This window comes from Thiofilum sp., assembly GCF_016711335.1.
Lineage (GTDB): Bacteria > Pseudomonadota > Gammaproteobacteria > Thiotrichales > Thiotrichaceae > Thiofilum.
Genome location: NZ_JADJTF010000001.1, coordinates 2,121,748 through 2,141,173 on the forward strand (window position 1 = coordinate 2,121,748; position 19,426 = coordinate 2,141,173).

Below are 19,426 nucleotides of genomic sequence, written 5' to 3' on the forward strand. Positions count from 1 at the left end.
ATAAGTATAGTACCTAGGTTATAAATGCAGAGTGTTATAACATAACCATTTTGAATACTTATCAGGCGAGGGTGTGTAACTATGGTACGAACGTGCAACCTAATAGGGGTTGTAGGCATGAGCCTATGGTTAATGGGTTGCCAAAATGATGTGGTCTATCTCGATAAAGCCTCGCTTGATAAGCTCAACTCTGCTAACACTCTTTCCGCAGTTGCCAGCTCCCAGTCTCCTCCTTCCGAAACACCTATAGTCGTTAGATCAGTCAGTCACCATAGCGCTACAGTCGAGCGTATTCAGAAAGCTTTTCAAGCCCCTTTAGCTTGTCAGGCAACGGTATTACAGCCAGCCCTTTTTAAAGAGAAAAATACCAAGGTATTAGTGCGTGAGGGCGTGAGAACCTACACCAATAAAACCGCTGTGACTAAAATCAATAGTGTAAAAATTCAGACTATGCCCGCCCGTTTTGCGGAGGAAACCCTACCTGCCGTTTACAAAACAGTAGTTGAAAAAATACCGGTTAAACGTGAGCGTTATGAGTTAGAGGTAGAGCCTGCTCAATATCGTACTGTAATTCATAGGCAAGAACTTAAACCGGCTCATTTAAGCTGGCGCGAGGGCTGTTTTGCTTACACGGATCGCGCTAATCCAGCGGCTACCGCAGTGGTGGATAATAATCCTTGTCTCATCTCACAAGCTGCACAGGTCAAGGAAATTAAGCAGCAATTGGTTGATGTTCCGCCGCGCTTTTCGTGGCGTTTAGTACCCGCCGAGTATGTGGAAGTGGAGCGTAAAGTGCTGCTGAAAGCAGGGCAGGGGCGTGGCTTATTACCAGCGGAGTACCGCACGGTAGATTTACATCATGTGGTGGAAAATTGGGTCGTCGATGCCGATAGCTCCTCTGCTACTAATCAATATGAAACTATAGTCACACCAGTATTAGAACGCGCGGCGCGTGCCCAGACTCAAGTCAGCCTGTGTGAGGCTCAACTGACCGAGCGTGATATTCAGCTTTTGCAAGGTCAATTAGCACGGGTAAGCGGACAAGCTTTAATAGTCAGTGGTAAGATGGATAACGCGACTAAAAATGCTTTATTGCATTACCAGCAACAAAAACGCTTAGCTCAAGGGGCTATTACTTTAGAAACCCTACAAGCGTTAGGATTTTAATAGGTTATCTTCATCTTCATTAGACTATTACAAAAAGTGGGAGCAGCCATGACCGAAACAGCCGGTATTTTATTGGGTAAAGGCGATGAGCCTGTTTATCTCAATCCACGTTTTGCCAATCGGCATGGTTTAATTGCGGGGGCTACTGGAACAGGTAAAACAGTCACTTTACAAGTCTTGGCTGAAAGTTTTTCACGCTTAGGCGTGCCCGTATTTATGGCAGATATTAAGGGCGATCTGACGGGTATCAGTCAACCCGGCAAACTCAATTCTAAAGTAGAAGAGCGCTTAAAAGTATTAGGCATTAAAGACCATACGTTTGAGGCTCACCCTACCGTGATTTGGGATTTAACCGGAGAACGGGGGCATCCAGTACGCACCACCATTTCTGAAATGGGACCTTTATTACTGTCACGCTTATTAGAACTGAATGATACCCAAGAAGGTATTTTAAATATTGCCTTTAAACTCGCCGATGATGAAGGCATTTTATTGCTGGATATGAAAGATCTGCGCTCTATGCTGCAATATTTAGGGGAAAATGCCAGCCAATTTCAAAATGTCTATGGCACGATTAGCTCAGCCTCTATTGGTGCGATTCAACGGCGCTTATTGGTGCTAGAGCAACAAGGGGGCGAAAAGTTTTTTGGTGAGCCTGCTATTAATCTCATGGATTTTATGCGCAACGATGCACGGGGGTATGGACAGGTCAATATTCTTGCCGCAGATCGTTTGGTGAATAGCCCGAAACTGTATTCCACCTTTTTGCTGTGGATGCTATCAGAGTTATTTGAAATGCTGCCAGAGGTGGGCGATTTAGATAAGCCTAAATTAGTCTTCTTCTTTGATGAGGCGCATTTACTTTTTACTGATGCACCCAAAGCCTTAGTGACTAAAGTTGAGCAAGTGGTGAAATTGATTCGCTCTAAAGGAGTCGGGGTTTATTTTATTACTCAGACACCGTTGGATATTCCTGAATCGGTATTAGGGCAATTAGGCAATCGGGTGCAACATGCTTTACGCGCCTTCACACCCCGCGATCAAAAAGCCGTAAAAACGGCTGCTGAAACCTTTAGAGCTAATCCCAAACTCGATACGGCTCAAGTCATTATGGAAATGGGGGTAGGTGAGGCATTAGTGTCTACTCTGCAAGATAAAGGCATTCCGAGTATTGTGCAGCGCACGCTCATCGCTCCGCCACGTTCACAAATTGGACCAGTCGATGATGCAACATGGCAAAGTTTATTGCGTTCTAGCCCCTATGCAGGGCGCTATGATGTGATGATTGATCGTGAGTCGGCGCATGAGGTGTTACAAGCGCGTGCTCAGCAAGCTACCTTAGAAGCACAAGTCACGAGCGAACAAAAAGCCACACGCCGCTATGAGCCTAATAATAAAAACGATTCTATGATGGATAGTTTGCAGGATGTGGGGACTGCCTTTGCTAAAAATCTGGCGCGTTCGGTGGGTTCTAAATTAGGTCAGCAAATAGTACGCGGTATTTTAGGTTCGTTGTTTAAATAATCTAATGCCTACCGTCACCCTGATTCTTCCCCAAGCTTTACAACCCCTAGCTTTATGGGAGCGTGATTTTGGTTTTAAACCACATGCTCCTAGATTCAAGTCGTTGTTTAATCCAAAGCTTAAGCAAACTCTTTCCGTGCAAGGGATAGAAAATACAGTTTTGCTTTTAGCAGGTTTAACTGCTGAGTCTATTTCACTGGCAGCATGGCGCTATGCCGCTCAAGAGGGGCAGTTGCCTACACAAGCGGTATTATGTGCAGACTTGGTGCAATTAGAATCCGGTTTAGATTGTGTGCGTTTATTGCCTGATTTGCCTGCTGTGAGTGAGGCTGAAAATGAGCAGGTAGCACAATTATTAAATTCCTTTTTAGCTCAGGATGGTTTGCATTGGCAGGGAATAGGTAATTATGGTTATCTCTTGCTAAATCAACCTCCTAGTATGAATACTACGCCTCTATCATCAGTAGTGGGGCAAAATATTTTCTCCTATTTGCCACAAGGTGAAAAAAAAGAACGCCTATATTGGCATCGATTATTAAATGAAATCCAAATGCTATTGCATACCCCACAATTAGGTAATAGTGGGTTTAAGCATTTTAATGGCATGTGGTTATGGGGGAATGGAGAACGTATTGAACGCTTGACCACATCTATTAAACAAATAATCGGCAAAGGCTTAAATACTCAGACCCTAGCCTATGGTCTAAATGCTCATTATCAGGAATTACCTAAAAGCTTAAGTGAGTTAGATCTAAGTTTAGGTGATACCGTCATTATCCTAGATGATTTAGTGCTACCTTCATTAAAAGACGATCCCGCTAATTGGCAAAATACCTTATCCCATTTAGAGCAAAATTGGCTCGATCCATTAATTAAGTTGGCTCAGCAAAAAAAGATTAATTTGCAAGTGAGTACTGCTAATGGCGAGTTATATTCAGTAGCTAATAAACCTTTTTGGAAATTTTGGAGTTAGGACTAAGTTTGGGTAGTGAGTTAAATGTGTTGAAAGTATCTGTAGAGATCAGCAAGAATTTTGTTTGAGCCTAAATTACCCCAGATAATATGAAATTTCAACTCTTTAATTATACTTCTAATTTTTTATCGGTGCTTTATTGCTGTGTGCAGATAACGTTGCGCGGCGGGGAGTCGAATGGGCGGAGTCGCGGGCTGTCACCGCGTCCGTCGTCGATGTAATTGTTAGATTTTTATTTTATTTTTGTTTTTAACTCACGTATTGTAATCGGTGGAGTCTGCCGGTGAAGCATACGATGGCAGTTTGAACAAACAGCTACAAGGTCTTTTGTTGAAACTTCTTGACTGGATTTGAAACTTGATACTGGTTTTTTATGGTGAGCTTCAATAAAATCTTTACCTATTGAGCCATATGTTTTTTCAAAATCAAAACCGCAAACCGAACATTCAAAACTAATAAGTGATTTCTTAAATTCTTTTATTAGTTTTATTGATCTTTCGGTTTTTATGTGTGTTTTTAATATTTTTTTGCCTTCTTTGTCTTTGAAATCTACTTCAGCAGGGTCATAGAAATCAGTATAGTCATCTGACGAGTCAAGATAATTAATAACATTTTCTTTGATTTTTAAATCTATGTCTTTATACCATAGGTATCTAAATTTCTTGTTAAAGTTAAATGTTCTATGCTCTTCAGGTAAAAGAGTGCAATCTTTTATTTTTGCCTTGAAAAAATAACTATATGTTAATGGATCAGGTCTGGTTTGAAGTTCAGAGTATACAGTCGCATTTTTGTACCAACCAACTATTTTGCTCCCACCATTTGGGTCAGGTGCAACCCACACTATTGTAATATTATCAACAAAGCCATCTTTTTGTTTTGAACCAAAGTTGGTTAAATCAATTTTCCATTTATTTGCAGTCGCATAGCCATAATAATGACCTTTAAACTTTTTGAAGTTTAGCCATTCTCCATATTCATTATCCTCTTTTTCTTGCCAATCTGCTCCAGTGTACGGCACTGGATATTTGCCATCATATTTTGGATGCCAAGCAATACGTGAAAATATTATATTCAAAACACTCTCCAAAGATTCGATAATGGTTGTACTAAACCTAACATTTTATTAGACGCAATCTCGGTATAATATCTTATTCCAGAATCTGCCTAGTCTGGGAAAATGAAGCTTTGTCTTTTTTTGGCGAGAATCTGTATAGTCTGGGATTGACATAGAAAAAACTCCATCAGATAGCGAAACTTATGGTCAGTAATCATAAGACATACAACCCAGAGTATACAAACTTTTATCCTCAAGCAAATTTGGAATAACTAATGCTCTTTCTCTTTTAAATGATGGAGTTAGCAGAAAATATGTAAACGGATTTATTAGTACTAATTCTTAAACTATTCATAATAGCTTAGTGCCTAGTGGTGCGTCTTTATCGGGTACACATAAAGCCACTTCGCCCTGCTCATTGTGAAAGCCCGTAATCAAACATTCTGACATAATAGAGCCAATTTGTTTCGCTGGGAAATTCACTACACCCACTACTAATTTGCCGATTAAAGTTTCTGGTGTATAAAGCTGGGTGATTTGAGCGCTGGATTTTTTAATGCCTAGCTCCGCACCAAAATCGACATGCAAAATATAAGCAGGTTTGCGTGCTTTAGGAAAAGGTTCGGCATGGATAATGCGCCCGACGCGCAATTCAACTTGTGCAAATTGCTCCCAACTAATCAGCTCCATTTAAGTACTCCAAATCCGAGGGGGAGTGGCTATTTTACCCATAATAGTGGGGCGAATCGTAGCCCAAATGGTGCGCCATAATTGGTGTGCAGCGGCAGTGCTATTACCCAAATAGCGCACCACTAAGACTTCACGCATTAAGGTAGCACCCGCTATCCCTTCTGGTAGTTCAGCGCATAAAGTTTGTACGGATTCCATTAAGTCCGCTGGACAGGGAGTGGCTATGAGGGTTGCAAACACAGGGTGCGAGCGTAAGCCTGCTGGGGCGGTGACATCGGCTAATTGATGAATGCGTTGTTTATCCATCAAGACTAATTTGCCATCCCGCATCAGACGCATACTCACCGTCACTTGTCCGGCGTCGAAAAGTTCATTAATTACCGGACGCCCAAGACAATGGATTTCCCAACCAATAAATCGTGCATCTCCCCGTAACTGAATGTCAGTACTTAAAGTGCTCAAGGTCTGGGGAAAATAAATCGATTCTTGAGGCAACCATTCCAATGCACCTGCATTCACTTCGAGTAGTTGATGTTGGTGTGCCTGTAATCCAGCAGAGCGATAAAATTTGGTAGCGCCCGGAGTGGTCAGCAATGCATGAGCTTGGGGGCATACTTGTACATTAATGTTCAGCTTATCTCCCCCAACCACTCCCCCCGGAGGATGCAAAATATACCCATGACACACCTCACCTTCGGGATAAAACGGACGCTGTAAGGCTAGAGGTCCTAGTTGCTCGCGCTTACTTAATACCGTTTTGTCCGATTGCTGGGTAAAGGTGAGCGCTAAACGTGCTTGCCAGCCTGATAGGGGTGGATTAACGCTCATTACGCTGGCTATAGCGCTGCCATACTTTAAAACCGATCCACGCAGCAATAAATACAGGGAGCGCAAACAGTGCATGCACTAAAAGGTGTGCTACTTCGTGGTGCATTTCGGCGTGAGGAAAGGGTGCATTATGCGCATATGCACTCATACTAAAGCAGGTCAGTAATAAAGCTAATAGTGATTTAGACATAAAAAGACTCCATTTAATCTATGAAAGGTTTTAGGCATTTAAGCAGCTTTTGTGCCAGCTTTTGAATCAGAATGATAAGGTTAGCGGGTTAATCTACCTCTGGCTAGGTTGTTTTATTAGTCTATAGCGGTTATCACGTAGACTAGGAAGCACTACTAATAAACATAAGGATGCAACGTATGCTAGTGACTACTACACCAAATTTAGAGGGAAAAGCCATTGTTAAATATCATGGTATTGTCTCTGGTGAGGCAATTATGGGAGCGAATTTTGTCAAAGATATTTTTGCTCAAGTGCGCGACTTTGTAGGCGGACGCTCAGCCACGTATGAGCGTGAAATGCAAAATGCTCGTGAGATAGCACTCACTGAGTTACAAGAGCGGGCGCGACAAATGGGAGCTAATGCCGTGGTGGGGGTCGTATTTGATTACGAGGTTATTGGTCAAGGTGGCAGTATGATCATGGTGGCAATCAGCGGCACAGCCGTCACTGTCAATTAAAAATTATTCAATTTTCTATTCAACCTCAGTTTCAAGACTGAGGTTATAAAATACTGCTTTAAATGACTCAACTATTAGATTTGGTAGTAGTGCCAGCACTAATAATCTGCCCATAATCTACTTCATCAATAATAGTCATTTCACCCTGATAACTCGCTGCTACAAACGTTTTACGTATAGGCTGAGCATAGTATCCTTCTTGAGTATTAAAACCGCGCTCACTATGACTGATTTTTAGAGTCGTATAAGATTTGTCTTGATAATGGATTTTTACAGGTTTGTCATGATGCTTATTAGCGCGATGATCTTTTTCTTTTTCATAGTCCGTTAGCAATATATTGCAAATAGCTTTATATAAAAACGGATTATCTTTTAGGTCAGTATCATTAGCATTACTAGGTAACAGAGTAGAACGCATAATAGCGCTACTAGGATTAGGGGTGGCAGATTTGGTTTTAATAGGTTGGCTTAAATAGTTGAGCGCCGGAGTGTCATAATTAGTGTTTTTAGTCAGATTCGCTATTAAATTATTAGAAATATTTAAGCGAGCGATGAGTTGCTGTTGGAGCTTAGTAATGAGGCTTAATAGCTTAGTGAGGTCGATATTAATCGAATTAAATTGAATAGGGTTTGAGCTGGTAGTGTTATCAGAGGGATTAGATTCAGAAAACACTACATTCGAGCTAATAGATTTAATAGATACACTACTCATAGGGATCACTTTACTGTTTTTAGGTTACTAAATAAGTATTCAACAAATACTTGCTAGACCCTTTAGTGTTTTGACTAAGCTTGAAATAATTAGAGGTTGTTTTAAAAACAAGGGATTAGCTCATTATTTAAAGTATCTTTACTCACTTGCCGATAGAAAACGGATGAGTGGCTAGCTTTAAGGGATAAAATTAGTAGGCGGATATTTCCCTAAGCAGAGTGGCGCTTTATTTCACGGGTAGCAAAGTATGCTAGCTTGAAGGACTCACACAAATGGGAGTTATCATGATGAATCAGTTGAGCAATGAGCGACGTTACTTATTAAAAAGTGCTGTGGCTTTAGCAGGTATGGGACTAGCACCCACCTTATTAGCCCAAACTCCATTACCCCTAACACCAAGCTGTGGACGAGGGGAGGAGCTGACTTTAGCGCAAACTGAAGGGCCTTATTTTACCCCTAATACCCCACTTAAACATGATTTCAGCGCCGATGATCGCCGAGGAAAGGCGTTTATCTTACAAGGGCGAGTATTGAGTCAAAGTTGTGCGCCACAGGCTAATGTGTTGATTGAGTTATGGCATGCCGATTCTCAAGGCTATTACGATAATGAGGGTTATCGTTTACGCGGTCATGTTTTCACCGATGCACAAGGGCGTTTTCAATTCAAAACCGTCATGCCCGGCATTTATCCGGGGCGCACCCGTCATTTTCATTTAAAAGTACAGCGTCGCAATGGTCGCGTGTTGACTACGCAATTATATTTTCCCAATGAGCGTTTAAATGCGGTCGATGGTATTTATGATTCAAATTTGGTCATGAGGCTAGGTAATGCTAATGGGATAGTCAGTGGACATTATCAGTTTATTGTGGCGTAAGCGCTTGCAAGGCTAGCGAGTCAAGGGCTGAGTTGCTACAGTTTAGACCATAATAATAGTGAGTCAAAAACGGTTATGAGCGAATTTATTTTAAAAGCAACCAGTCCAGCAGCTAGCGGCATCATTGCCAAAGTGACCTCTTACTTATTTGAGCATGGTTGCTATATTAGCGAGTTAGCCCAATTCGATGATCAAGACAGTGGGCGATTTTTCATGCGAGCTGTGTGTCAGATTCGTGAGGGTAGTGACACCTTAGCGAGTATCAGATCAGGGTTTGAGCCTATAGCCAACAGTATTCAAATGACGTGGCAAATGGTAGATCGTACTGTGCCGATGAAAGTGTTGATCATGGTGAGTAAATTTGATCACGGTTTAGCGAATTTGCTCTATCGGTTGCATAAAGGTGAAATTCCTATGCAAATCACAGCGGTGATAGCTAATCATCTGGATTTACGCCCTATGGTGGAGCGTGAAGGGATTCGCTTTATTTATTTGCCTGTGACCAAAGAGAATAAGCGTCAGCAAGAGCAAGAAGTGCTGCGCGTACTTGAGGAAACGGGTACTGAATTAGTGGTACTGGCGCGTTATATGCAGATTTTGTCGGATGAGCTATGCCAAGTATTAAAGGGGCGGGCGATTAATATCCATCATTCATTCTTGCCCGGATTTAAGGGGGCACGACCCTATCATCAAGCCTATGAGCGCGGTGTTAAACTCATTGGAGCTACCGCGCATTATGTGACCGCCGATTTAGATGAGGGGCCGATTATTGAGCAAGCGGTACAACCCGTGGATCATACCTATAGCCCCGAAGCATTGACTGCGGTAGGACGCGATACCGAGACCGTCGCTTTAGCGCGTGCAGTAAAGCTGCATGTGGAGCATCGGGTGTTCTTAGACGGCAATAAAACAGTAGTTTTTAAATAGCGGTTATTTAGTATTAAGTACTTGGGTCAAAATAATCGTGCATTTCCTCCGCAGCCGCTGTGAATACGTCCCTGTACGCTTCAAGGCGGCATCCTTGCCGCCAAGACTGCTCCAGAAACACACGATTACTTTTAGCTAGATACTTAACGCTAAACTTCTTTGGTGATAGGAGCCGTCGCTGCTGGTAAAACCGCAGCAGTGGAAACAGTTTTGAGTCTAAATAGGCGACGTAACAAGTTTTGCAAGTCATCAATCACAGTAAAAATAGCAGGGACAACTAATAAACTGAGTACGGTAGACGCAATTAAGCCCCCAATCACCACAATCGCCATGGGTGCACGGAAACTAGGATCGACCCCTAAGCCTAAAGCAGTAGGTAACATTCCCGCTCCCATAGCAATAGTAGTCATGACAATCGGACGCGCCCGTTTATGACACGCATCAACTAATGCATCAAAGCGCGACATCCCTTTTGCATGCCTTGCCATAATTGCATATTCGACTAATAGAATAGAGTTTTTCGTCACTATCCCCATCAGCATCACAAGTCCAATGACGGAGGGCATAGAGAAGCTATTATGTGTAACTAATAGCGCTACAAATGCGCCACCTAATGATAAAGGCAGAGCTGCGAGAATAGTCACGGGTTGTAGGAAGTCATGAAAGAGCAGCACTAAGACTACATAAATAAACATCACGCCAATAAACATGGCGATTCCAAAGCTGGCAAATAGTTCTTGCATGCTCTCGACATCACCCGCAGCGGGGCGCTCTACCGAAGGTGGCAGATTTTTAAAGACGGGTAGTTCATTCACTTCATTAGTGACCTCGCCTAAGGTGCGCCCGCCTAGCTCCACATCAATACTCACATTACGTTTTTGATCATAGCGATTAATTTGCGTAGGACCAGCGCCCATTTCGACTCGAGCGACCGTGGATAGTGGCACATTGCCATTACGTCCGGTGATGCGTAACTGCTCAATGGCTTGTAGATCAGAGCGTACCGATTTATCCAAACGCACGCGCACCGGAATTTGGCGTTGGGGTAAATTAAGCTTGGGTAGGCGTGATTCAAAGTCACCTGAGGTCGCAATTTGGACGGCATTGGATAGAGCTTGGGTACTAATCCCCAACTCAGAAGCACGGGCAAAGTCGGGGGTAATATGGATTTCAGGGCGTTGTAAACTAGCACTAGAAGTCACATTACCAATACCTTTTAAAGTACGTAAATCACGCTCTACCGCTAGTGCGGCACTTTGTAAGGCTGCGGCATCATTACTAGCCAGCACTACTTGCAATTTTTCCCCAGAACCGCCAGCACCTACTTTAACTCGTGCTCCGGGCAAACCTTTTAAAGCCTCACGGATCTGATTTTCAATCACTTGCTGATTAATATCGCGCTCAGTGCGGTGAGTGAGTACGGCGGTTAATGTCGCTTTGCGACTATCCATACTGCCGCCGCCACCCACCGGGCCACCTTCGCCTGCTTCATAGCCTACTAGGGTCAGTATGCGTTTAACATCTGGTACGGTTTGCATCATAGCCCTAGCTTGCTCAGCAACGCGGGTAGTGTCTTCTAAAGAAGAGCCGGGCTGAAGTTCAATAGTAACGGAGGTCAGGCTTTGATCACCCGGAGGAACAAACCCTTGAGGGAGTAATTTGAGCAACTGCACTGAACCAATAAAAAAGGCAACTGCTAAAACCACCGTAATCCAGCGAAAACGTATGCACCACTTCATGAGCTTTAAGTAGTTACGCATAATCCAGCCGTCTTTTTGTTCCCTTTCAGGATGGGGTTTTAAGATATAAGCCGCCATCATAGGCGTGAGTAAGCGAGCGACTACTAAGGAGAAAAATACCGCGACCGCTGCTGTAATACCAAAAGGCTCAAAGAATTTACCCGGAATTCCCCCCATAAAAGCGGTTGGTAAAAACACGGCAATTAAAGTAAAGGTCGTGGCTATGACGGCGAGTCCAATTTCATCGGCTGCATCAATCGCCGCTTGCAGTGGGGTTTTGCCCATATTGAGGTGGCGCACAATATTTTCTACTTCCACAATGGCATCATCGACCAAGACCCCCACCACTAAAGCCAAAGCCAGTAAGGTCAGAATATTGAGCGAATAGCCAAAATAGTGCATGGCTGCAAAGGTGGGAATAATAGCTAAGGGTAAAGCAGTGGCCGATACAATAGTGGCTCGCCAATCTTTTAAGAACCAGAGCACTACAATAACCGCTAAGAAAGCCCCTTCATACATCAGCAGCATCGAGCCTTCATAATTATCCTGTACGGGGACTACAGTATTATAAGCTTCTTCGATGGTAATATGAGGATGCTGTTGGCGCAGCTTGTCCACCGTAACCCGTGCTACCTCAGCGGTGCTCACTTCACCTGCACCTTTGGTACGAGTCACTTGAAAGCCCACTACAGGTTGACCATTCAATAATGCCGCAGTAGAACGCTCAGCATAAGTATCTTCAACACGGGCAATTTGATCTAAACGCACATAGCGCCCACCTGAGAGAGGTATGGGTAGGGCTGCTATATCATCAGCCGTTTCTACGGCTCCTAAGGTGCGCACGCTTTGTACTCCGCCACCTATATCGCCGCGTCCACCAGAAGCGTCTTTTTGCATATTACCAATCGCGCTAGAAACATCGGCGACGGTTACACCTAAGCCATTCATTAATTTGGGATTTAAGTTAACCTGCACCTCACGGTCTACTCCGCCAATACGTGATACACGTCCCACACCAGGCGTGGCTAATAAGGCTTTAGAAACTTCATTATCGACAAACCAAGAGAGCTGCTCTTCATCCAAATTGTTAGAGGCTACAGTGAAGGTAACAATCGGATTACCCGATGTAGTCACTTTACTCACAATCGGATCATTCATATTGGCGGGTAGATCAGCCTTAATACTATCGACCGCATTTCGTACTTCACTGAGTGCCGTTTCAATGTCTTTTTCAATTTCAAATTCAGCGGCAATAGTGGCTGAGCCATCACTCACCGTAGTAGTAATATGCTTCAGTCCAGAAAGTGAGCTAACTTGTTCTTCGATCTTGCGTGCGACTTCAGTTTCTAATTGAGCCGGAGCAGCTCCTTCTAAACTCGCTACAACAGTAATAACGGGTAATTCAATATCGGGGAAACTTTGGATCATTAATGAGCGAAAGCCCATTAAGCCCATAAAAGTGAGGATCACAAACAGCAATAAGGAGGGGACTGGACTACGTATTGCCCATGCTGAAACGTTCATGGCTTGGGAGCCTCCGTGCTAGCAGCAGGTATAGGGGTGGCACGTTGGATTAAATCGCCATCATTTAGAAACGCCCCGCCCGTGGTGACTATTTCATCGGTCAGGCTAATACCTTCTAAAATTTCGACATTGCCATTGAGGAAACGTCCTATTTTGACCTTCATTTGCTTGGCGCGATTATCACTATCCACACTAAACACATAGCGCGATCCATCACGTAAAATAACGGCTGATTGGGGCAGGGTTATAGCGTCTACCGTGCCACTAAGTATATCGCCACTAGCAAACATACCCGCTTTAGCCCCACTACCATTCGGTAAGGTAATAAAAACAGTGGCATTACGCGTGTTGGCGTCTAAGGTGGGGCTAATCATGCGTACCTGCCCTTCAATGTTTTCCCCCGTAGGTAGATTGACCTGAGCCGGTTGACCTTCACGAATTTTACCTAACTCTTGCCCGGTGACTTCTGCTCGCCATTCTAGTTTGTCTTGACGAATCAGGCGAAAAAGCTCTGTGCCTGCTTGTACTACCGAGCCTAATGAGGCGGTTCGCGCTACTATCGTGCCAGAGTCGGGGGCGGTAATGGTGGTATATTTCAAGCGTAATTGTTGATTGAGCATGGCTGCTTCTTGGACGGCTTTAGCGGCTTTTTGGGCATTGAGTGCTGCTTTTTGTACTTCAACCCCTGCTTGCTGTGCTTCCACGCCAGCCGATTGAGCATCGACCGCAGCGAGTTGGGATTTAATTTCGGATTGTTTAGCAGCCACAATAGCCTGTTGCGCTTCTACAGCGGCTTGTTGTGCTTGTACTTCGGCTTGCTTGGCATTGACACCAGACTTTAGGGCATTAAAAGCGGCTTTTTGTGCCTCTAGAGCGGATTTTTGCGCGACTAAGCCCGCTTTTTGGGCTTCTAATGCAGCGCGTGCAGTTGCCGCACTGGTGGTATATTGATCGGCTTCTTGTTGAGCAATCGCGCCGGTAGCACGTAAACGTCGTGCACGTTCTAAATTAGTTTGGGCTTCAGCTAAAGTAGCCTGTGCTTGATTCACTCCGGCTGCTGCTTGGCTAACTTGGGCGGTGACTTGATTAATCGTAGCTTGGGATTGGGCTAAATTAGCATTAGCTTGATTAACGCCTGCCCTTGCCTGTGCCACACCCGCCTCAGCTTGCAGCACGCCTGCTTCGGTTTGGGCAACAGTGGCGCGTACTTGTTCTACCCCTGCTTCGGCTTGAGCCACGCCTGCTTTAGCCTGATTCACATTGGCTTCAGCTTGTAGAATACTGGTTTCGGCTTGTAGTACAGCGGCTTCTGCCTGAGCAATGGCAGCTTCTTGTTGGGCAATATCGGCTTTAACAGATTCCTGCGCGAGTTTGGCTAGGGTTTGTCCTTCACGTACTGAATCACCAATATCTACTAATAGATCAGTAATGCGTAGACCATTGATTTCTGAAGCCACGACTGCTTCTTGCCAAGCGCTAATCGCTCCACTAGCCGCAATACGCATATCCCACGTTTCTTTGCGAGGTAGGGTGGTATTAACGGTTAAGGTGGGCTTGGGGGCGTTGAGGCTTGGAACGTTGAGACTGGTATTTTCGGGTGCTTTTTCATCAGCAGCAAAACTAGGGTTCGCTAAACCTATTTGAAGCGTACAAACAATAATAAAACTTAAGCTAAGGGGGCGGGATGTAATAGTTTTCATACAGCATTATTGGCTAAAAGATTTTGACGCAAGTGTAGTCTATTGCAGTGCATCATGTCGATTAGCACCCATTAGTAGGGTGTGGCTACAACTATAGGCAGGCTGCTAGGTCTAATTCGGGTTGATAGGCAGTGGTGGTGATATTAAATAGTCCTAATAGGGTGTGGAAAACATTGTCATGGGATAGGCGTTGTTGGGTTTTAGCAGCGGCGCATTGTACTTTATTAGGATACTGTGTTTTATAGCCTGCTGAAAACCATAATAACAGGGGTATCTGTTTTTGTGCATCGGGTGCAATCATATAGGGAAGACCATGTAAATAAATGCCATTTTCGCCTAGGGATTCACCGTGATCAGAGACATAAAATAAGACCGAGTTAAATTCAGACTCATGTTGTTTTAAATACTCAATAGCCTGTTTCAGCACATAGTCGGTATATAAAATGGTATTGTCATAAGCATTGACAATAGTACTGCGCTCACAATTTTGGGGTGCATTATCTTTGCATTCAGGGGTAAAGCGAGCAAATGCTTGTGGGTAGCGTTGATAATAGGCCGGACCATGACTGCCTTTTTGATGTAAGACAATAAAAGTGTCTTTAGGTGCTGCTTGAATTTTTTCGGTTAAGCCTTGTAACAGGATTTCGTCATAACACTCACCTTTATTACAAAATTGTGGATAAGCTTTAGCTAAATCCTCAGCGCTTTCATTGTGAATACGATTACATACTCCCTTACAGCCAGTATTATTATCACGCCAATAGCCACTAATACCGGTATGTTTCAATACATCGGTAATATTTTGATATTGCCATGCTTTACGCACACTAAAATTGGTTTGTAATAAATGCGAATAAATACAAGGCAGTGATTCAGCCGTAGCAGTACCGCAAGACCACACATCTTGATAGAAAATAAGATCAGTATATTGTTTTAATTCTGGATTAGTTTGCCGCCCATAACCCGCTAGTGCAAAATGATCACGACGCGCTGTTTCACCTAAGACAAATAAAACCACGGTTTTTTTGTTGGTGTTGGTACTTTGTAATTGAGCATCTTCTGCGATAGGTGTTAAAACCTTGGGCACACCATAGGCAGTATTATAAAAATAACGGAAGGTAGAGCTAAGCGTATAATAGGGATTAAGGTTCATACGCAAATCACGTTGTTCACGCCCGATCAGTGCTAGGTCTTTATAACTAAACCACACGATGATCAAAGTAACTAAAGTTAATACTAACCATGTACCCAAACGCTGCAACCAGTCACGCCAATAGCCTGTAGTTTTAATAGGTAGCCAAATAATGATTATGGCTGGAATGAGTCCTAAACCTATTAAATAGATGAAGTATTTTAGGGATAAAAATTCAGTCGCTTCTTTAGTATTAGTTTCTAATAAGCTTTGAATCATTGCCTCATTAATTATCACACCCATCTCATTTTGGAAATAACTTACCACGGCACTGATAATCAGAATGAGCACTAGAATAGGCTTTAGAAGGTATTTCATTCCTAGCAACAAGAGTAAGCTAGCTAATATCCATACTAATAGAGCAAAGAAACCTAATAAGGTAGACCAGCCTTGGAGTGTGGCTAAATCTAAGAGGGGTAATAGCTTATTCCAAAAAATTAGATTAGCGCTAATGACTACGAAAATAGTCACTAATAAAATAAGGCGTGATGAGGTAAAGGACATGCAAGCAATCGATAGTAAGTTGGCTAGTAGTAGGGTATTACATACTAGCCAGCTTAAGGAGGGCTTAAGTTAGACAATAGAACCGTCAGGGTTCATGCCTTCTAAGGTTTTAGTCTGTTGAATCATATGCTCACGTTTCAAACCAAAGAATAATAACAAGGGTGAGGCTACTAATACCGAGGAATAGATACCAAACATAATGCCGATAGTTAAGGCTAAGGCAAAATTATGTAAAGCTTCGCCACCAAAAAACAGCATGGCTAATACCATGATTTGGGTAGAACCGTGGGTGATAATAGTGCGTGACATAGTAGTGGTAATAGCGCTATCAATAATATCCGCTATAGATACGTCACGCATAGTACGAATATTTTCCCGAATCCGGTCAAATACAACGACTGATTCATTCACCGAATAACCTAGTATGGCTAGGACACCGGCTAGAACGGTTAAGTCGAATTGCCATTGGAAAAAAGCAAAAACGCCTAAAATAATGACCACATCGTGTAGGTTTGCAATAATAGCAGCTACCGCAAAACGCCATTCAAAACGGAAGGCAAGATAGATAATAATACCTGCCGCCACTAATAATAAGGCTAGACCACCATTTTCATAGAGTTCTTGCCCTACTTGTGGACCGACAAACTCTTGGCTACGTAATTCAATATTAGTATCTTGGGTCTTTAAAGTATTCAGTACGGTTTCACTGACTTGTGCACCCGTCATACCTTCTTTAACGGGTAAACGAATCATTACATCACGGCTAGTACCTAAGTTTTGAATTAATACCTCTTCAAAACCAATGTCTTTAACCGCTGTACGGATTTGTTCGATAGGAGCGGCTTGGCTGTAGCGTAATTCCATTACAGTACCACCCGTGAAATCTACCCCTAAATGCAAACCTTTAAAAATGAGTGCTAATACAGACAAAGTAAAGGTTAATAGTGAAATAGCTGTCGTGATTTTCCCATAGCGCATAAAGGGTATGGGTTTTTTAAAGTGGAAAAACTCAAGCATTATGCGCATCCTTAAATGGAAACATGGGTTAAACGTGGTTTAGAACCATAGTATAGATTTACCATAGCACGCGAAACGGTAACAGCACTAAACATGGAGGTTAAAATACCCAAACATAATACCACCGCGAAACCGCGCACCGGTCCTGCACCTAGTAAGAATAGTGCTATACCTGCAATCAAGGTGGTTAAGTTAGAGTCGATAATAGTGCCCCAAGCACGCTCATAACCCGTATTAATGGCTACTTGTGGAGGCGCACCACTTCTCAATTCCTCTCGAATGCGCTCGTTAATCAAGACGTTAGCATCAATCGCCATACCTAGGGTTAAGGCAATAGCCGCCAAACCGGGGAGGGTAAGCGTCGCTTGTAACATCGATAAAATGGCAAAAAGTAAAAAGCCATTGATAGCTAGGGCAATACTGGAAATGACACCAAAAACTCGATAATACACGATCATAAAAATGACTACGGCAATAAAGCCCCAAATATTGGAGTTCACACCTTTAGCAATATTTTCAGCCCCCATACTAGGACCAATAGTGCGTTCTTCTACAATATATAAGGGAGCTGCTAATGCACCCGCACGCAATAATAAGGCAAGATTAGTGGCTTCTTTAGTTGAGTCTAAACCGGTAATTTGGAAGTTTTTACTGAGTTGTGTTTGAATTTGCGCGACATTAATGACTTCTTGAGTAGTATTACTTTTTAGTTCTACCTTACCATTAACTTCTTTACGCTCTAGTTTAGTTTCAATAAAGACCACAGACATTAAGCGCTTAACATTTTCGCCCGTGACTTTAGAAAACCGATTAGCCCCTTTGCTATCTAAAGTAATATGTACCGCTGGACGATTTTGTTCATCAAAGCCTGCATTAGCATCCACAATATATTCACCTGTGAGCATCACTTGGCGTTTTAAAAGAATCGGATTGCCATTGCGTTCATAATAAAGTTGTGAGTTTAAGGGGATACGTTTAGTTTGTTGGGCTTGCAGAGGATCATTATCTTCATCTACTAGCTTGAATTCGAGAGTCGCGGTCGCACCTAAAATATCACGCGCTTGATTAGGATCTTGAATACCTGCTAATTGCACCACAATACGCTCAGCGCCTTGTTGCTGAATGACTGGCTCGGCTACCCCTAATTCATTAACCCGTTTGCGTAGCGTGGTAATATTTTGTTGTAGGGCATTTTTCTTAATCGTTTGTAATTCAATCGGCGTCATAGTCGCCTTAAGATTATTCGTATCAGCACTCGGTTCGATCAGTAATTGAGTAGGATATTCAGTGCGTAGTGCTTTTAAACCTGCATCGCGTAAAGCGCTATCCTCAAATCTTACATGAATGACCTCGCCTTCTCTGGCCACACCTTGATATTGAATTTTTTTATTGCGTAGCACATCACGAAATTCATCTTCATAGCGCGTTAGGTTTTTATCGAGTGCCGCTTTCATATCCACTTCCATGAGAAAGTGTACGCCACCGCGTAAGTCCAAACCTAGATACATAGGATTAGCATTTAAAGCGCGAAGCCATGCAGGAGTGGAGCTGACTAGGTTTAAAGCACTGGAGAATTGATTGCCTGCGGTTTCTTTAACCACTTCAAGCGCTTGTAATTGTTGGTCAGTATTTTCAAAGCGGAAAGTGGCTTGAGAACCCTTGGCACTGGTGGCGGTAGGCGTTAAGCCTTTAGTTTGCAGGGCTTGTTCAAAGCGTTGCAGTGTAGCTGTATCGATAGTTTCATCTAGCTTGGAGCTAATTTGTACGGCCGGTACAGCAGGGAAAAAGTTAGGAATGGCATAAATCACACCAATTAGCAGAATCAAGCCAATCAGTAGATATTTCCAAAGCGGGTATCGATTCATTATTGTAAGTTCCGTAACAGAAAATCCTCCTGCTGCCCCTGCCACAGGAGGATGGGATGGGTGAAATTAAGTCTAGTCTTATTCGCCCTTAAGTGTGCCTCTAGGCAGTACACTGGCAATAGCGTGTTTTTGTACTTTTACATTCACATTATCCGCTACGCTCATTTCGACATAGTTTTCAGTGACTGCGGTAATTTTGCCCATTAAACCGCCACCTGCTACCACTTCATCGCCTTTAGTTAAGCCATCAATCAGGGCTTTGTGCTCTTTAGCACGTTTTTGTTGAGGGCGAATAATCATGAAATACATAATGGCAAAGAAAATAGCCATCATAATGACCATTTCTATTAAGCCACCGCCCGCAGGGGCTGGGGTTGCAGCGTGGGCATCAGCAATCAAAAAGCTCACTTAAGATTCTCCTTTACTTTTAGGTGGCGTTATTATG

General features: G+C 43.2%; 17 protein-coding genes. 6 read left to right on the top strand and 11 right to left on the bottom strand.

The window, feature by feature from the left end:
* The first annotated feature begins 117 nt into the window (after nucleotides 1-117).
* Genes IPL34_RS10170 through IPL34_RS10180 form a run of 3 tightly spaced genes read left to right on the top strand, consistent with a single transcriptional unit; the run spans nucleotide 118 to nucleotide 3,664 of the window.
* The gene (locus tag IPL34_RS10170) at nucleotides 118-1,167 is read left to right on the top strand and encodes a peptidoglycan-binding domain-containing protein (protein WP_296841328.1); all 1,050 of its coding nucleotides are present in this window, start codon (nucleotides 118-120) and stop codon (nucleotides 1,165-1,167) included.
* A 48-nt stretch (nucleotides 1,168-1,215) separates the two neighbouring features.
* Nucleotides 1,216-2,691 carry a helicase HerA-like domain-containing protein gene (locus IPL34_RS10175; protein WP_296841329.1) on the top strand — a complete coding sequence of 492 codons (1,476 nt, stop codon included), beginning with the start codon at nucleotides 1,216-1,218 and terminating at the stop codon, nucleotides 2,689-2,691.
* 4 nt (nucleotides 2,692-2,695) lie between these two features.
* The gene (locus tag IPL34_RS10180) at nucleotides 2,696-3,664 is read left to right on the top strand and encodes a hypothetical protein (protein WP_296841330.1); all 969 of its coding nucleotides are present in this window, start codon (nucleotides 2,696-2,698) and stop codon (nucleotides 3,662-3,664) included.
* A 232-nt stretch (nucleotides 3,665-3,896) separates the two neighbouring features.
* Here the strand turns inward: IPL34_RS10180 and IPL34_RS10185 are convergent, their stop codons facing one another.
* The 4 genes from IPL34_RS10185 to IPL34_RS10200 form a co-directional block, all read right to left on the bottom strand.
* Nucleotides 3,897-4,739, bottom strand: a complete 843-nt coding sequence (locus tag IPL34_RS10185) for an HNH endonuclease (protein ID WP_296841331.1) — start codon at nucleotides 4,737-4,739, stop codon at nucleotides 3,897-3,899.
* 330 nt (nucleotides 4,740-5,069) lie between these two features.
* Nucleotides 5,070-5,408, bottom strand: coding sequence for a tRNA-binding protein (locus IPL34_RS10190; protein WP_296841333.1), 339 nt, complete (start codon nucleotides 5,406-5,408; stop codon nucleotides 5,070-5,072).
* Nucleotides 5,409-6,236: an urease accessory protein UreD gene (locus IPL34_RS10195; protein ID WP_296841334.1), complete on the bottom strand. Its 828-nt coding sequence runs from the start codon at nucleotides 6,234-6,236 to the stop codon at nucleotides 5,409-5,411.
* The gene (locus IPL34_RS10200) at nucleotides 6,226-6,426 is read right to left on the bottom strand and encodes a hypothetical protein (protein WP_296841335.1); all 201 of its coding nucleotides are present in this window, start codon (nucleotides 6,424-6,426) and stop codon (nucleotides 6,226-6,228) included. Before IPL34_RS10200 ends, IPL34_RS10195 begins: the two co-directional genes overlap by 11 nt.
* Nucleotides 6,427-6,605: 179 nt before the next feature.
* Between IPL34_RS10200 and IPL34_RS10205 the strand changes: the two genes are divergently transcribed.
* The gene (locus tag IPL34_RS10205; protein ID WP_296841336.1) at nucleotides 6,606-6,926 is read left to right on the top strand and encodes a heavy metal-binding domain-containing protein; all 321 of its coding nucleotides are present in this window, start codon (nucleotides 6,606-6,608) and stop codon (nucleotides 6,924-6,926) included.
* A 67-nt stretch (nucleotides 6,927-6,993) separates the two neighbouring features.
* On the opposite strand, the gene IPL34_RS10210 is transcribed toward IPL34_RS10205, so the two are convergent.
* Nucleotides 6,994-7,638: a hypothetical protein gene (locus tag IPL34_RS10210; protein WP_296841337.1), complete on the bottom strand. Its 645-nt coding sequence runs from the start codon at nucleotides 7,636-7,638 to the stop codon at nucleotides 6,994-6,996.
* Nucleotides 7,639-7,922: 284 nt separating this feature from the next.
* Here IPL34_RS10210 and IPL34_RS10215 point away from each other — a divergent pair, with 284 nt between their 5' ends.
* Both IPL34_RS10215 and purU read left to right on the top strand, forming a co-directional pair.
* Nucleotides 7,923-8,513, top strand: coding sequence for an intradiol ring-cleavage dioxygenase (locus IPL34_RS10215; protein WP_296841338.1), 591 nt, complete (start codon nucleotides 7,923-7,925; stop codon nucleotides 8,511-8,513).
* A gap of 75 nt (nucleotides 8,514-8,588) precedes the next feature.
* Complete coding sequence (gene purU, locus IPL34_RS10220) at nucleotides 8,589-9,440, top strand: formyltetrahydrofolate deformylase (protein WP_296841339.1); 852 nt, start codon at nucleotides 8,589-8,591, stop codon at nucleotides 9,438-9,440.
* A gap of 149 nt (nucleotides 9,441-9,589) precedes the next feature.
* Here purU and IPL34_RS10225 read toward each other — a convergent pair whose 3' ends face one another.
* The 6 genes from IPL34_RS10225 to yajC form a co-directional block, all read right to left on the bottom strand.
* Nucleotides 9,590-12,703 (bottom strand): efflux RND transporter permease subunit, encoded by a 3,114-nt coding sequence (locus tag IPL34_RS10225; protein WP_296841340.1) that lies wholly within the window; start codon nucleotides 12,701-12,703, stop codon nucleotides 9,590-9,592.
* The gene (locus IPL34_RS10230) at nucleotides 12,700-14,403 is read right to left on the bottom strand and encodes an efflux RND transporter periplasmic adaptor subunit (RefSeq protein WP_296841341.1); all 1,704 of its coding nucleotides are present in this window, start codon (nucleotides 14,401-14,403) and stop codon (nucleotides 12,700-12,702) included. The genes IPL34_RS10225 and IPL34_RS10230 overlap by 4 nt, the downstream gene beginning before the upstream one ends.
* Before the next feature lie 91 nt (nucleotides 14,404-14,494).
* Nucleotides 14,495-16,099, bottom strand: coding sequence for a phosphoethanolamine transferase (locus tag IPL34_RS10235; RefSeq protein WP_296841342.1), 1,605 nt, complete (start codon nucleotides 16,097-16,099; stop codon nucleotides 14,495-14,497).
* Nucleotides 16,100-16,168: 69 nt separating this feature from the next.
* Nucleotides 16,169-17,116: a protein translocase subunit SecF gene (gene secF / locus IPL34_RS10240; protein WP_296841343.1), complete on the bottom strand. Its 948-nt coding sequence runs from the start codon at nucleotides 17,114-17,116 to the stop codon at nucleotides 16,169-16,171.
* Between the two features lie 11 nt (nucleotides 17,117-17,127).
* Entirely contained in the window at nucleotides 17,128-18,981 is a 1,854-nt protein-coding gene (gene secD / locus IPL34_RS10245; RefSeq protein WP_296841344.1) for a protein translocase subunit SecD, read from the bottom strand.
* 78 nt (nucleotides 18,982-19,059) lie between these two features.
* Nucleotides 19,060-19,389, bottom strand: a complete 330-nt coding sequence (gene yajC, locus IPL34_RS10250) for a preprotein translocase subunit YajC (RefSeq protein ID WP_296841345.1) — start codon at nucleotides 19,387-19,389, stop codon at nucleotides 19,060-19,062.
* Between the last annotated feature and the right edge of the window lie 37 nt (nucleotides 19,390-19,426).

What these genes read in the sequence shown, in the direction of transcription:
- IPL34_RS10170 (WP_296841328.1), top strand. Translation starts at nt 118, where the DNA reads ATGAGCCTATGGTTAATGGGTTGCCAAAATGATGTGGTCTATCTCGAT.
- IPL34_RS10175 (WP_296841329.1), top strand. Translation starts at nt 1,216, where the DNA reads ATGACCGAAACAGCCGGTATTTTATTGGGTAAAGGCGATGAGCCTGTT.
- IPL34_RS10180 (WP_296841330.1), top strand. Translation starts at nt 2,696, where the DNA reads ATGCCTACCGTCACCCTGATTCTTCCCCAAGCTTTACAACCCCTAGCT.
- IPL34_RS10190 (WP_296841333.1), bottom strand. Translation starts at nt 5,408, where the DNA reads ATGGAGCTGATTAGTTGGGAGCAATTTGCACAAGTTGAATTGCGCGTC.
- IPL34_RS10195 (WP_296841334.1), bottom strand. Translation starts at nt 6,236, where the DNA reads ATGAGCGTTAATCCACCCCTATCAGGCTGGCAAGCACGTTTAGCGCTC.
- IPL34_RS10200 (WP_296841335.1), bottom strand. Translation starts at nt 6,426, where the DNA reads ATGTCTAAATCACTATTAGCTTTATTACTGACCTGCTTTAGTATGAGT.
- IPL34_RS10205 (WP_296841336.1), top strand. Translation starts at nt 6,606, where the DNA reads ATGCTAGTGACTACTACACCAAATTTAGAGGGAAAAGCCATTGTTAAA.
- IPL34_RS10210 (WP_296841337.1), bottom strand. Translation starts at nt 7,638, where the DNA reads ATGAGTAGTGTATCTATTAAATCTATTAGCTCGAATGTAGTGTTTTCT.
- IPL34_RS10215 (WP_296841338.1), top strand. Translation starts at nt 7,923, where the DNA reads ATGATGAATCAGTTGAGCAATGAGCGACGTTACTTATTAAAAAGTGCT.
- purU (WP_296841339.1), top strand. Translation starts at nt 8,589, where the DNA reads ATGAGCGAATTTATTTTAAAAGCAACCAGTCCAGCAGCTAGCGGCATC.
- IPL34_RS10225 (WP_296841340.1), bottom strand. Translation starts at nt 12,703, where the DNA reads ATGAACGTTTCAGCATGGGCAATACGTAGTCCAGTCCCCTCCTTATTG.
- IPL34_RS10230 (WP_296841341.1), bottom strand. Translation starts at nt 14,403, where the DNA reads ATGAAAACTATTACATCCCGCCCCCTTAGCTTAAGTTTTATTATTGTT.
- IPL34_RS10235 (WP_296841342.1), bottom strand. Translation starts at nt 16,099, where the DNA reads ATGTCCTTTACCTCATCACGCCTTATTTTATTAGTGACTATTTTCGTA.
- secF (WP_296841343.1), bottom strand. Translation starts at nt 17,116, where the DNA reads ATGCTTGAGTTTTTCCACTTTAAAAAACCCATACCCTTTATGCGCTAT.
- secD (WP_296841344.1), bottom strand. Translation starts at nt 18,981, where the DNA reads ATGAATCGATACCCGCTTTGGAAATATCTACTGATTGGCTTGATTCTG.